The sequence below is a fragment of the Xylanibacter sp. genome (assembly GCF_057607445.1).
In genome coordinates, this window is record NZ_DBLZAX010000004.1 from 1 (window position 1) to 13,906 (window position 13,906).

A 13,906-nucleotide genomic window follows, 5' to 3' on the forward strand; every position below is an offset into this window, starting at 1 on the left:
CATTGCTCCGAGGAGTTATTGACATACCATTCTTCCTCTTTAGGCTGACTAAAATTTATGCGTAATATTTTCTTTCCCCACTATTTATCGGGTGAGCCATTTTATTTAGAATATCGACATTTTCGCCTCGTATTATTAAAAATTAAATCAGCGACTAAGATAAATATCTAAGTCGCTGATTCTTTTCGGTGGGCCATCCAGGGCTTGAACCTGGGACCTCCAGATTATGAGTCTGTTGCTCTAACCAACTGAGCTAAAAGCCCTCTTAAACCTTGCGGTGTTAAGTTTTCGTGTGCAAAGGTATAGCTATTTATTCAAATAACCAAATATTTTTTGCAAAATATGCTTTAAACGACGAAGAAAAGTTGTTTTGCGGTAAAATATTCGTTAAAAAACCATGATTGTGGGCGTCTCGTTGATACAATTCAGCGAATTATGTTAACTTTGCAGAATGTAAAATTAACGGACTCATAATGAGGCTTACGGGTCTTGACGGGTCTGTGATGTTCAAGTCGGATTATAATATCAATTCATTATTTATACGTCTTAAATGAGTAACGAATTTAACCCATTATTCACCAATCAGCCCGGGCTGACGGATAATGAAGTGGAAAAGAGCCGTTCGGCGCATGGCGAGAATGTGCTTACACCCCCGGAGAGGACACCCTTGTGGAAACTTTATCTTGAAAAATACAAGGATCCGATAATCAAAATCTTACTTTTTGCAGCGGTTATATCGCTCGGACTTGCCGTCATCGAGAATAACTACATTGAGTCGATAGGCATTATCCTTGCCATAATCCTTGCCACCACCATCGGCTTTTACTTCGAGATGGACGCAGCCAAGAAGTTTAATGTGCTTACGGCTCTAGGCGAGGAGTCGCCCGTAAAGGTGCGCCGTAACGGCAAGGTGGTGCAGGTGGCACGCAAGGACATTGTCGTGGGCGACATTGTTATAATAGAAGTCGGCGACGAGATACCTGCCGACGGAACGCTTATCGAGTCGACCGACCTGCAGATTGATGAGTCGTCGCTCACCGGCGAGCCTATAATAACAAAGCATGCCGACCCCGACAAGAACGACAAGGAGGCCACTTATCCCTCGTCGAAGGTGCTGCGCAGCACTATGGTGATGAACGGCCGCGGCGTGTATCAGGTTACTGAGGTTGGCGATGCTACTGAAATAGGCAAGGTGGCACGCTCAAGTACGGAGATGACTTCGGTTAAGACTCCGCTGAACATGCAGCTCGACAAGCTTGCCAAGATGATAAGCAAGTTTGGTGTGGGCATATCTGTGGCAGCATTTGTGATATTCCTCGGCCGCGACATACTGACCGATCCGCACAACCTGTGGCATTCGGACAACTATCTCGGCATGGTGAAGGTGGTGCTCGAATACTTCATGATGGCCGTTACGCTCATCGTGATGTCTGTGCCCGAGGGTATGCCTATGGCCGTTACGCTCAGCTTGGCTCTCAACATGCGCCGCATGCTCAAGAACAACAACCTTGTGCGCAAGCTCCATGCCTGCGAGACAATGGGTGCCGTTACGGTGATATGCACCGACAAGACGGGTACGCTGACGCAAAACAAGATGCAGGTGGCCGACATGGCAATGTATGCCGACGACGCTGCTCTGTTTAACGAAGCCATAGCATACAACACAACCGCACATCTCGACGAAGAAGGCGGCAAGGGCATTGGTAACCCTACAGAAGTGGCCCTGCTGCTGTGGCTCGAGAAGAACAAGACTGACTATAAGGCGCTGCGCCTGGCAGACAACATAGAGCATCAGCTGCCGTTCTCTACCGAACGCAAGTATATGGCAACAATAGTTAAACGCGGCTCTGAGCGAGTGCTCTTCGTGAAAGGTGCGCCCGAGATTGTCGCCAAGTTCTGCGACATAGACGACGCGCGCCGCAACGAGATACGCGCGCGCCTTACGGGATATCAGAACCAGGCCATGCGTACACTGGCGTTTGCATATAAGGTGCTCGGCAACGGCGATGACATAGACACTGCCAAGCTTACGCCCGACGCTCACCTTACGTTCCAGGCCGTGGCAGCCATAAGCGACCCGATACGTCCCGACGTGCCCGCAGCCGTGAAGGAATGTATCGACGCAGGTATAACCGTTAAGATAGTAACCGGCGACACATCGGCCACAGCTATCGAGATAGCCCGCCAGATAGGCATCTGGGATGCCGATACGCCAGCCGAGGCTCAGATAACAGGTCCCGACTTTGCCGCTTTGAGCGACGATGAGGCTTTCAACCGTGTGATGAAGCTGAAAGTGATGAGCCGTGCAAGGCCGACCGACAAGCAGCGCCTTGTGAACCTGCTGCAGAAGCACGACGCCGTGGTGGCCGTTACAGGCGACGGAACCAACGATGCCCCTGCGCTCAACCACGCCCATGTGGGCCTGTCGCTCGGTTCGGGAACGTCGGTTGCCAAGGAGGCCAGCGACATGACGCTGATAGACGACTCGTTCCGCAGTATTGTCAACGCCGTTATGTGGGGCCGCTCGCTCTACCGCAACATACAGCGCTTCCTGTTCTTCCAGCTCGTAGTAAACGTTACGGCTCTGCTGCTCGTGCTTTGCGGCTCAGTGATAGGAACAGAAATGCCGCTCACCGTTACACAGATATTGTGGGTGAACATCATAATGGACACCTTTGCCGCACTGGCTCTGGCATCTCTGCCACCGTCGGAGGAGGTGATGAAGGAAAAACCGCGCAAGCGCACCGACTTTATCATCACACGCGGCATGGCCAAGGGCATCGTGTTCTGCGGCCTGGCATTCTTTGCCGTGCTGTTCGCATTGCTCCTGCACAGTCTGTCGAGCGGTGCCGACCTTCATATACATGAACTCTCGATATTCTTCACCACGTTCGTCATGCTGCAGTTCTGGAATCTGTTCAACGCCAAGTCGTTCGGCTCTAACCATTCGGCGTTCCACGACTTCAAGCACGACAACGGTCTGCTGCTCGTCCTGCTGTTCATCCTTGCGGGCCAGTGGCTTATCGTAACCTTCGGCGGCAAGATGTTCCGCACGGAACCGCTGTCGGCCATGGAATGGATAACCATAATCGGCGCAACATCCATAGTAATGTGGGTAGGTGAGATATGGCGCGGAATAAAGAGGCTGAGATGCAAGAAATAAAGAACATAATATTCGACTTCGGCGGCGTGCTTGTCAATCTTGACAAGCATCGCTGCATCGAGGCTTTCGACAAGATTGGAGCACACGAGATAGTAAGGTACGTTGACGAGTGCCGTCAGGAAGACCTGTTTCACGACCTTGAGGTGGGTAACACCGGCGTTGAGGAGTTCTGCAACGAGGTGAGACGCATCTGCACCGGCTGCAATGCTGACGATGCAGACATCTGCGAGGCATGGAACGCACTGCTGACAGGCATACCCCGCCAGCGGCTCGAGAAACTGGCAAGCCTCAGGGGGCGCTACCGCATGGTGCTGCTGAGCAACACCAACCCCATACACTGGCAGAAGGCCCTGGACGGCATGTTCAGGAATGACGGCATGGATGTTGACGACTATTTTGAGAAAACATATCTGTCGTACCGCATGCACATGCTGAAGCCCGACCCGCAGATATTCGGCAAGGTGCTCATGGACTCGGGCATGGCGGCCTATGAGACACTGTTTATCGACGACTCGCCCGTAAACTGTGCTGCTGCCAGCCAGCTGGGCATGATGAGCCTTAACCTTACGGGCGACGAATGGCTCGATCGTGTGTGAAATAATAACCGTAAAGTAGCTTATGAGAACTATATTTACAGATACCGACAGCGCTGAGATGGCGCCCTGCGTGGCCACCATCGGATTCTTCGACGGCGTTCACCGCGGACACCGGTATCTCATAAAGTCTGTAACCGACTGCGCGGCGGCCAGCCCAGAACTGCAGTCGACGGTGATAACCTTCGACCGACATCCGCGCCAGGTGCTCAACATGGAGTTTCAGCCCAAGCTGCTGTCTACGCTCGACGAGAAGCTGGCACTGCTGTCAAAAACCGGTGCCGACAACTGCGTAGTGCTCCACTTCGACCGCGAAATGGCTGCCATGACTGCCTACGACTTTATGCGCGACGTGCTGCGCGACCGCCTGAACGTAAGAAAACTCATCATGGGCTACGACAACCGCTTCGGCCATAGCCGCACCGAAGGCTTTGACGACTATGTGGGCTATGGCCGCGAGATAGGCATCGAGGTGGTGCGCGGCAATGCTTTCGTGCTCAACGGCGTCAACGTAAGCTCCTCGGTTATACGCACGTTCCTTTCCGGAGGCGAGGCCGACATGGCTGCCATGTGCCTTGGCTATCCTTACTTCTTTTCAGGTAAGGTGAAGGGCGGCTACCGTGAGGGACGCAAACTGGGTTTTCCTACGGCCAACATTGAGGTGGACGATGCGCAGAAGCTGATACCCGAGCATGGCGTTTATGCCGTGAAAGTAAGGGTGGAGGGCTGCGACGGTCTGCTCAACGGCATGATGAACATCGGCACAAGGCCAACCTTTGACGGCCATGAAACCACGCTCGAGGTTAACATCTTCGACTTTGAGGAAGATATCTACGGCCGGCAGGTAGACGTGCTGTTCTATCACCGCCTGCGCGACGAGCAAAAGTTCTGCTCAATAAAAAAGCTCGTAGACCAGCTGTGGCTCGACCGCGAAGCTGCCGAAAAGATACTCGAAAGGGCGTGATTGCTAAGTGCGATGCACCCATTCGCACATATTTTTCCTGTTAAAACATAGTTTTATCACATAAATTCAAGAAATGAAGAAAGCATTATTATATCTGTTTGCATTCATCTGCATACAGTATTTCGTGTCGTGGGCGGTGTTTGCCGTGTGGCTTCTCGCCGCCGGCCATTCCTCGTCAGACGTGCTCGCCGTGCTTAACGGTCAGAAGCTTGAGCTGATAACCGCCCCCATGCAGATACTTTCGTGCGCTGTTTACAGTGGCCTCACGCTTGCGCTGTTTGTCTGGCGCAAGTGGGCCGTGCTCTCGCCTGCCTATCTGCGTTCAGGCAAGTGGGGCATATTCTTCTGGAGCGGCATAGCCTCGCTCGGCACTCTGCTGCCTTCGGTGTGGCTTCAGAGCCTTATGCCTGACTTGGCCAACACGTCAGAAGAAACATTCCGCCAGCTCATGAGCAGCCAGTATGGCTATTTTGTGCTTTGCCTGCTGGTTCCGTTTGTTGAGGAGACCGTGTTCCGCGGCGCCATCCTCAAGTCGCTTCTCGGCAGCTTCTCGCGTCCGTGGGTGGCCATATTGATATCAGCCGCCGTGTTTGCCGTCATCCATCTAAATCCAGCCCAGATGCCCCATGCCTTCCTCATTGGTCTGTTGCTCGGCTGGATGTATTATCGCACGGGGAGCATCCTGCCCGGTGTGGCCGTCCATTGGGTAAACAACACCGTGGTGTATGTCTTGTGCACGCTGTTCCCGCATATAGCCTCGATGAGCAGTCTCGACGGACTTTTCGGCGGCAATCAGAAGAGTGTGGTGCTGTCGCTGATATTCTCTATGTTCATATTCCTGCCCGCCATCTATCAGCTCAACATGCGGATGAAAAAGTAAAGAAAACTGATAATTTCCGTACGTTTAACGCCTTAGTAATATAGCGTTATTATAAGATACAACCGGCTCTTGTCTCGCTTTGGACAAGAGCCGGTTTTTTGTCAATAAGCCTGTTCGTGTAACCTTGTTATTATAACCCATTAATTTTAATGGATATTTTTGGATTTTTGATGTTGTTTTTTCGGTAATCTAAACTTTTTGCTTTACTGACGATTTGTATTGAATATGGTTGTTTGTTGTAATGATTTATAATAAATAATGTATATTTATCGATAAAACGTAATATTTTGTATAAAGTAATGTAATAAATTGATGAAAGTGTTATTATGTTGCACAAGATGTTGTAAATTTGCATTGAAGATCATGCAAAAAGAAAACATTAACGTGAAAAGATAATCATAATGACACCAACAATGATTAGATTTACGAAGATGCACGGAGCCGGGAATGATTATATTTATGTTAATACGTTGCTGTATAATATTCCTTCTCCTGTTGAGGCTGCCATAAAGTGGAGTTCGCGCCATAAGGGCATAGGCAGCGACGGACTGGTGCTGATAGGGCGTCCTGTGTCTGCCGATGCCGATTTTTCCATGCGCATATTCAATGCCGACGGTTCTGAAGCAATGATGTGCGGCAATGCCTCAAGGTGTATTGGAAAGTATCTTTATGAAAAAGGCATGACGTCGAGTCGTACTATACGCCTCGAAACTCTTTCGGGAATAAAGACTCTGAAGCTGCATGTCTGCGGACAGAAGGTTGACAGCGTAACCGTAGATATGCTTGAGCCGCGCTTTGATGTGGCCGGACAGTTTGTGCCTAGGACAGCCGCCGAGGCGGGAGGCATGCTTGAAGCCGGCGGCAAACTCTTTAAAGGCATGTTTGTGTCGATGGGTAATCCGCATTTCGTGATATTCACTGACGCTGAAGGCCTTGCCGACGTAGAGACCTACGGGCGCTTGCTGGAGCATCACGAGGCTTTCCCTGCACGCTGTAATATAGAGTTTGCCCATCTCGTTGAGAAAGACACGCTGCGTACAAGGGTGTGGGAGCGTGGAAGCGGCATAACGATGGCATGCGGCACCGGGGCATGTGCCACGGCTGTTGCGGCGGCAAAGCTCGGAGTGGCAGGCTGCAGCAGTAAGGTCGTGATGGACGGAGGCACGCTCGAAATTGAATGGAGAGAAACTGACAATCATGTTTATCTTACTGGCGGTGCCGAATTTGTGTTTGACGGCGAGATACCGCTTCCCTGATAAGGTTGCGGATATAAGCATAAATCAGATTAGGTGAGTTTTTTAAAGACAAAAGATTGTATCAGGAATTTTTAGAAACAGGCAGAGGCCGGAATTAGGAACAGTCACAACATAGAAAAGAAAATAACTTAAACATCAATAAAAATAAATATGGCATTAATAAACGAACATTATCTAAAACTGACAAAAAACTATCTGTTTGCCGACATTGCGAAAAAGGTGAATGCCTTTAAGGTGTCGCATCAGAAGGCCAACGTGATAAGCCTTGGCATCGGCGACGTTACGCGTCCGCTGTGTCCTGCTGTTATCAAGGCCATGCACAAGGCCGTTGACGAGATGAGCACCAGGGAAGGCTTTCACGGATACGGTCCTGAACAGGGATACATGTTCCTGCGTGAGGCTATCGTGAAGAACGACTATCTTTCGCGCGGCATACATATCGACCCGAGTGAGGTGTTCGTCAACGACGGTGCAAAGAGCGACACGGGCAACATTGGCGAGCTGGTGCGCTGGGACAACAACTTCGGCGTTACCGATCCGGTATATCCCGTATATGTCGACTCTAACGTGATGTGCGGCAGGGCTGGTGCGCTTGTTGACGGCAAGTGGAGCAACGTTACCTACATACCATGCACGGAAGAGAACAACTTTGTGCCACAGATACCTGACCAGCGTGTCGACATAATATACCTGTGTTATCCGAACAACCCTACGGGAACAGTTATAACGAAGGAAGAACTGCGCAAATGGGTGAACTATGCGCTGAAAAACGACACTCTGATATTCTATGACGCTGCATACGAGGCTTATATTCAGGACGACGACATTCCCCATTCGATCTATGAGATAAAAGGGGCGCGCAAGGTTGCGATAGAGTTCAGAAGCTTCTCGAAGACGGCAGGATTCACCGGCGTGAGATGCGGCTATACGGTTGTGCCCAAGGAACTTACGGCTGCCAGCATAGACGGCAAGGAGCGCTATCCGCTGAATCCGATGTGGTATCGCAGGCAGTGCACCAAGTTTAACGGCACAAGCTATATAAGCCAGCGCGCAGCCGAGGCAATATATACCCCCGAAGGCAAGGAGCAGGTAAGGGAGACTATAAAATACTATATGGACAACGCCAAGATAATGCGTGAGACGCTGACATCTTTAGGACTGAAGGTGTATGGCGGCGTAAACGCTCCGTATCTCTGGGTGAAGACTCCGGGCAACATTGACAGCTGGAAGTTCTTTGAGCAGATGCTCTATGGAGCGCAGGTGGTATGCACGCCGGGCGTAGGCTTCGGTCCGAGCGGCGAAGGCTTCGTAAGGCTTACGGCCTTCGGTGAGCGTGAAGACTGCAAGGAGGCCATGCGCCGCATAAGTCTGTGGATGCAGAAGTAGAATGCGGCAGGGCGCCGGGCCGTAAGGTTTCTGCTTGACGGGCGTAAGTACACACCGGGCGACGTGGCGTCATTGAAATGTGGGTGAGTGATGGCGTGTGGCGCATGCTATGCCAATTTAAGTCTGCGAAAGACTTACTTTGTATTATAAATTGCGCTATGAATGTAAAAAAAAGCAACATTTATCTCATAAAAAGGTGTCATAATGAAATTTAGCATTATCTTTGCATATGTTTTCAGATAAAGAATAGGCATAAGTATAATAAATAAAACTTTTTAACAATGACAAACTTAAGATTTCAGGTTGTTGAAGAGGCTTTCAAGAAAAAGCCGCTGGAAGTAATGGTTCCGCTGGAACGCCCGTCAGAATACTTCGGCAAGTATGTCTTCAATAGGGCAAAGATGTATAAGTACCTGCCTGCAGATGTATATGACAAGCTCATTGATGTCATTGACAACGGTTCGCGACTCGACCGCTCTATAGCCGATGCAGTGGCTGCCGGCATGAAGCAGTGGGCCGAGGAGAACGGCGTTACACACTACACTCACTGGTTTCAGCCGCTTACAGAAGGCACTGCCGAGAAGCACGACGCCTTCATAGAGCACGACGGCAAGGGCGGCATGATAGAGGAGTTCTCGGGCAAGCTGCTCGTACAGCAGGAGCCTGACGCAAGCTCGTTCCCCAACGGCGGTATCAGAAACACCTTCGAGGCACGCGGATATTCAGCCTGGGATCCCACATCACCCGTGTTCATCATGGACGACACGCTGTGTATTCCTACTATCTTCATCTCTTACACCGGCGAGGCTCTCGACTACAAGGCTCCGCTGCTGCGTGCCCTTCACGCTGTGAACACTGCCGCAACTGAGGTTTGTCATTATTTCGATCAGAGAGTAAAAAAGGTTACATGCAACCTTGGATGGGAGCAGGAGTATTTCCTCGTTGACGAGGGACTCTACAGCGCACGTCCCGACCTGATGCTTACAGGACGCACCCTGATGGGCCACGACTCTGCCAAGAACCAGCAGATGGATGACCACTACTTCGGCACCATCCCCGACCGCGTACAGGCCTTCATGAAAGACCTTGAGGTGCAGGCTCTCGAACTGTCAATCCCCTGTAAGACACGCCATAATGAGGTTGCCCCCAACCAGTTTGAGATAGCTCCTATATTCGAGGAGACCAACCTGGCCATCGACCACAACATGCTGCTCATGTCGCTCATGAAGAAAGTGGCACGCAAGCACGGCTTCCGAGTACTGCTGCATGAGAAACCCTTCGCAGGCATCAACGGTTCGGGCAAGCACAACAACTGGAGCTTGTCTACAGACACCGGCGTGCTGCTGCATGCACCGGGCAAGACTCCTGAAGACAACCTGCGCTTCGTTACCTTCATCGTTGAGACTCTCATGGGCGTATACAGACACAACGGACTGCTCAAGGCTTCTATCATGAGCGCTACCAACGCCCATCGTCTGGGAGCCAATGAGGCACCTCCGGCAATCATATCTTCGTTCCTCGGCAAGCAGCTGTCAGAACTGCTCGACCATATAGAGAACAGCAACAGCAAGGACCTGTTCAACGTGGCAGGCAAGCAGGGCATGACGCTCGACATACCTGAGATACCCGAACTGCTCATAGACAACACCGACCGCAACCGTACAAGTCCGTTTGCCTTTACAGGTAACCGCTTCGAGTTCCGTGCAGTGGGCAGCGAGGCCAACTGTGCTTCGGCCATGATAGCCCTCAACACAGCCGTGGCTGAGGCTCTGACCGACTTCAAGAAGCGCGTTGACGCCCTCATCGAGAAGGGACAAGACCAGACAAGCGCCATCATCGACGTGCTGCGTGAGGACATCAAGACCTGCAAGCCCATACGCTTCGACGGAAACGGATATTCTGACGAGTGGGTTGAGGAGGCAAAGCGCCGCGGACTCGACTGCGAGACAAGCTGTCCGCTTATCTTCGACAACTACCTGAGCAAGGAGTCGATAAAGATGTTTGAAGACATGAACGTGATGAGCGAGAAAGAGCTTGCTGCCCGCAACGAGGTTAAATGGGACACATACACCAAGCGCATACAGATTGAGGCACGTGTAATGGGCGACCTGTCAATGAACCACATCATACCTGTGGCAACCCATTATCAGAGCCAGCTGGCCAAGAACGTCCAGAACATGCTGCAGATATTCTCTAAGGAGAAGGTTGAGAAGCTCTGTTCGCGCAACATCAAGATTATTGAGGAGATTGCCGAGCGCACGCAGATCATAGAGAACGGCGTTGACGAGCTTATCAACGCGCGCAAGGTGGCCAACAAGATTGAGAGCGAGCGCGAGAAAGCCATAGCATATCACGACACGGTGGCTCCAAAGATGGAGGAGATACGCTACCACATAGACAAGCTCGAGCTTATCGTTGCCGACGAGCTCTGGACTCTGCCTAAGTATCGTGAACTGCTCTTCATAAGATAATAGCCAGACATTATCAATATAAAGACTGACGGCAGTGGGGCTGATGTGCCCCGTGTGTGCCGCCGAACATATAATTTTAACGTGACAATCTATTTCTTTTATTGATTGTTTTAAGTTAACTGACGGGAAGTCTCTGTGAAGAGGCCTCCCGTTTTATTTTGTGTTTTATCATGTTTTCCGTCCAGCTCATGGGCTTTGCTACGTGGTAAAAACTTATGACAAAAATATTTTCCGTTCTGGAAAATTAAAATACAACGGATGTTAATTTTATTGGATAAAAATGTTGCATGGTTAACATACATTTACTTTTATCATACTATTAAAGGAATAAAAGCATGGTTTTTTGAGTCTGAAAGCATGCTTTACGGACGAAAATCGGGCATGTTTTGCAGCGTAAGTGGCCCACTTTTGCACCGTAAACGGCATAGTAATATTTTTTAACCATTGCAGTTTTGTCTCTTCTTGGGCATAAAGTGCTGATAATAAGGAAGATGGCAAAACTGCAATGTTTTTCGTGTTTTTTGCGCCAAACTATGGCTTTGCCACGGGCATCGCTGTTCTGAGAGCGTCAAACGGACGGAATTTATCCGATTATTTTACAAAACGGCATTCCGGGCAGCATGGCCTTTTGCTGCCGCCGGGTGCATCGGCTCTGTCCCGGCGTCATGCATACGAGTGCATTCCGCCGAGAAAATAGTTCACGCCGAAGTATGTCATCAGTATTGTGGCAAAGGCCGCCACCATAAACACGTGCCACGGCATGGGCCTGCGCATCATCGGGAGCGACGTCCCGTGTGCAGCCGCGGCATACACCATGAAGGTTATCAGCGCCCACACCTCCTTGGCGTCCCAGCTCCAGTAGGTGCCCCACGACACGTTGGCCCACACCGCGCCTACGAATATGCCTACGGCCAGGGCTGTCATGGCAGGATAGTAGAACAGCTGCGACAGGGCGCGCAGGGCTGCAAGCTGCGCGGCGAGCCCCTCTGCACGACTGCCCCTCATGGCGCGCAGCAGCAGGGCCGTGATGCCGCAGATGAAGGTGAGCGAGAGCAGGGCGAAGGCCATCATTATCACCGACACGTGGATGCTGAGCAGGGGCGACTGCAGCACCGGCATGATGTGGGTTATCTGCGGATCCATCTGGCTTATGTGCGACACGAGCAGGAAGAAGCCCGACATGATGAAGCCGAAGGTGAGCACTATGGCGAAACGGCGGCACAGCAGCAGCGACGCCGCCATGATTATCCATGCCATGAGCAGCATCGTCTCGTAGCCGTTTGCCATGGGTGCGGTGCCCCTTATCAGCCAGCGCAGAGCCACGCAGAGAGTGAGCGCCGCGAAAGAAAACAGCATGACAGCTACTGCAATTTTCATTAGCATGCTGCCGCGTAAGGTGCGCCTTGTGGGGCGTGTCATAAGCCAGAGAACGGCAAACAGCGTGGCGAAGCCCATGCCGAGGTTGAGCATGAAGAGGATGGTGGCAAAGGGCACGGCGTTATACAGCCGTTCGGCCCGCGTCTGCATGTCCGAAGGCAGCGAGCTGCCGCCGTTTTTGTGCTGATAGCGCAGCATCTTGTCGGCTATGTTGCCCACAGAAGCCATGTTGCCTGCCAGCGCCTCCTGATATATCAGCGAAAATACGTTCTGCATATACTGTCTGTCGGCCGGGGCTACGGCAGAGTCGGGCATGAGGTCTGTTGGGGCATACCATGTGGTGTTGCCGTTGACGGTATACGGAAACACTTTCAGCAGCTTGCCGCGCCGCAGGTCCATCACGAGCTGTATGCGCGCGTCTACGTCGGCCACCTGGCGGTGAAATTCGTCGTCGTGCCCGTTGTAGTATTCGTTCAGGTAGGGGCCAATGATGTATCCGCCCATCATGTCGTTGAAGAAGGTGTTTATGGCGCAGTGGCGGGGCAGCTGCAGCCTGTCGCGCAGGGCGCCGCCCTTCAGTCTGAGCAGCGGCTCGCGGCTCCACTCGTCGGGCCACATCACGAAGCCCATCAGCACCTGTTCTGCCGTGTAGCCGCCGTAGCTTGCGCTGCCGCACAGCTTCTTCGTGAAGTCTATGGCGAGAGTCTGCAGCGGGCATACGCGGTTGTTGTAGAGAACATACAGCCGTCCGAACTTGTCGGCAGTCTCCTTGGGCAGCGTTGTTGCGCCGTGAGCCATGAACGTAGTGGCGACAAGCAGCGCAAAGGTCATCATTCCCTTTCTCACGATGTCGCTGCGCAGCAGGCGGCGGTAAGGCCCCTTGGGGTCGATGAGCATCCACACCATTGCAATAAAGAGCAGGGCGTAGCCGCAGTAGGTTACGGGTATGCCCCACGGGTCGCGGTTGACCGAGAGCACGCTGCCGCGCATGTCGGGGTCGTAAGACATCTGATAGAGCCTTACAGACTTGTAGCTGAATATGTTGTTCATCGACACAAGTGCCTCTGTGGTCTTGTCGCCGTCGGTAACGGTGAGCCTTGTTACATAGTCGGCCGCGGCTTTTGTGCCGTCGTGATAGTGTATGTCGAACGACTTCAGCCTTAGCTTGAACGGTAGCTTGTGCTGTATGTCGCCGTCTTTCGTGCTGACCACATACGTGTCGGTTGTCTCGCCGAGCCGCAGCCTTACCGTGCCTTGCGATGCCGACACGTGGGTGAGCAGGGCGCCGAGCAGTATCACGACGAACGAGCCGTGGAGCAGCACCACCGACGCGCGCCTTATGCGCCTCTTCACGATATACGCCACGCCCGCTGCCGCCAGCAGTGCCCACATGGCGGCAAACCACCATGAGCCGTATATGGCGTCGCCAACATAGTCGCTGCCCATGTATTTCTCTGTTATCGTGGCCGCAGCCATTATCGTTATTATGCTCACGTAAAGAGCAAGGAGGGAACGGGAAAGGGTCATGTGTTTTTAGGAGTTAAAGGAGTTAGAAGTAGTTATCGCCAACAAGTTGGCTAGGAGTTAAAGTCAATAGCCTTGTTGCTTCTTATCAACCACTACGTATTTGGATTTTTCACTTTTGTAAGACGGGAGTTAGAGTAGTTAAAGGAGTTAAAGTTAATAGCATTGCTCTTTAGGAGTCAAAGCAAAAATATTTATTGAATTACTTATTCACAATATTCAAAAGGAGTAAAGCCACAAGACATATGACTTTAACTCCTTTAACTACTCTAACTCCTTTAACTACTCTAAC

At 51.6% G+C, this 13,906-nt stretch carries 8 protein-coding genes and 1 tRNA gene; 7 read left to right on the top strand and 2 right to left on the bottom strand.

From position 1 onward, the window contains the following. Nucleotides 1-189 precede the first annotated feature (189 nt). Nucleotides 190-263: transfer RNA gene (locus ACZMIG_RS04565), tRNA-Ile, on the bottom strand. Between the two features lie 287 nt (nt 264-550). Between ACZMIG_RS04565 and ACZMIG_RS04570 the strand changes: the two genes are divergently transcribed. The 7 genes from ACZMIG_RS04570 (at nt 551) to ACZMIG_RS04600 (ending at nt 10,713) form a co-directional block, all read left to right on the top strand. After that, the gene (locus ACZMIG_RS04570; RefSeq protein WP_487889148.1) at nt 551-3,163 is read left to right on the top strand and encodes a calcium-translocating P-type ATPase, PMCA-type; all 2,613 of its coding nucleotides are present in this window, start codon (nt 551-553) and stop codon (nt 3,161-3,163) included. Then, the gene (locus ACZMIG_RS04575) at nt 3,127-3,759 is read left to right on the top strand and encodes an HAD family hydrolase (protein ID WP_302023500.1); all 633 of its coding nucleotides are present in this window, start codon (nt 3,127-3,129) and stop codon (nt 3,757-3,759) included. The genes ACZMIG_RS04570 and ACZMIG_RS04575 overlap by 37 nt, the downstream gene beginning before the upstream one ends. Before the next feature lie 22 nt (nt 3,760-3,781). Further along, nucleotides 3,782-4,720, top strand: coding sequence for a riboflavin biosynthesis protein RibF (gene ribF, locus ACZMIG_RS04580; protein WP_302330967.1), 939 nt, complete (start codon nt 3,782-3,784; stop codon nt 4,718-4,720). A gap of 73 nt (nt 4,721-4,793) precedes the next feature. Continuing rightward, the gene (locus ACZMIG_RS04585; protein WP_487889149.1) at nt 4,794-5,600 is read left to right on the top strand and encodes a CPBP family intramembrane glutamic endopeptidase; all 807 of its coding nucleotides are present in this window, start codon (nt 4,794-4,796) and stop codon (nt 5,598-5,600) included. A gap of 413 nt (nt 5,601-6,013) precedes the next feature. Further along, complete coding sequence (gene dapF, locus ACZMIG_RS04590; protein WP_487889150.1) at nt 6,014-6,856, top strand: diaminopimelate epimerase; 843 nt, start codon at nt 6,014-6,016, stop codon at nt 6,854-6,856. A gap of 150 nt (nt 6,857-7,006) precedes the next feature. Further along, the gene (locus tag ACZMIG_RS04595; RefSeq protein WP_053398219.1) at nt 7,007-8,242 is read left to right on the top strand and encodes an LL-diaminopimelate aminotransferase; all 1,236 of its coding nucleotides are present in this window, start codon (nt 7,007-7,009) and stop codon (nt 8,240-8,242) included. A gap of 281 nt (nt 8,243-8,523) precedes the next feature. Beyond that, a complete protein-coding gene (locus ACZMIG_RS04600; protein WP_125105013.1) occupies nt 8,524-10,713 on the top strand; it encodes a glutamine synthetase III family protein in 2,190 nt (729 codons plus the stop codon). A 663-nt stretch (nt 10,714-11,376) separates the two neighbouring features. Here the strand turns inward: ACZMIG_RS04600 and ACZMIG_RS04605 are convergent. Then, nucleotides 11,377-13,617 (bottom strand): cytochrome c biogenesis protein, encoded by a 2,241-nt coding sequence (locus ACZMIG_RS04605; protein ID WP_487889151.1) that lies wholly within the window; start codon nt 13,615-13,617, stop codon nt 11,377-11,379. Nucleotides 13,618-13,906: the final 289 nt, after the last annotated feature.

Coding starts and splice junctions, on each gene's coding strand:
- ACZMIG_RS04605 (WP_487889151.1), bottom strand. CDS start 13,617: ATGACCCTTTCCCGTTCCCTCCTTGCTCTTTACGTGAGCATAATAACG.
- ACZMIG_RS04585 (WP_487889149.1), top strand. CDS start 4,794: ATGAAGAAAGCATTATTATATCTGTTTGCATTCATCTGCATACAGTAT.
- ACZMIG_RS04575 (WP_302023500.1), top strand. CDS start 3,127: ATGGCGCGGAATAAAGAGGCTGAGATGCAAGAAATAAAGAACATAATA.
- ACZMIG_RS04600 (WP_125105013.1), top strand. CDS start 8,524: ATGACAAACTTAAGATTTCAGGTTGTTGAAGAGGCTTTCAAGAAAAAG.
- ACZMIG_RS04595 (WP_053398219.1), top strand. CDS start 7,007: ATGGCATTAATAAACGAACATTATCTAAAACTGACAAAAAACTATCTG.
- ribF (WP_302330967.1), top strand. CDS start 3,782: ATGAGAACTATATTTACAGATACCGACAGCGCTGAGATGGCGCCCTGC.
- dapF (WP_487889150.1), top strand. CDS start 6,014: ATGATTAGATTTACGAAGATGCACGGAGCCGGGAATGATTATATTTAT.
- ACZMIG_RS04570 (WP_487889148.1), top strand. CDS start 551: ATGAGTAACGAATTTAACCCATTATTCACCAATCAGCCCGGGCTGACG.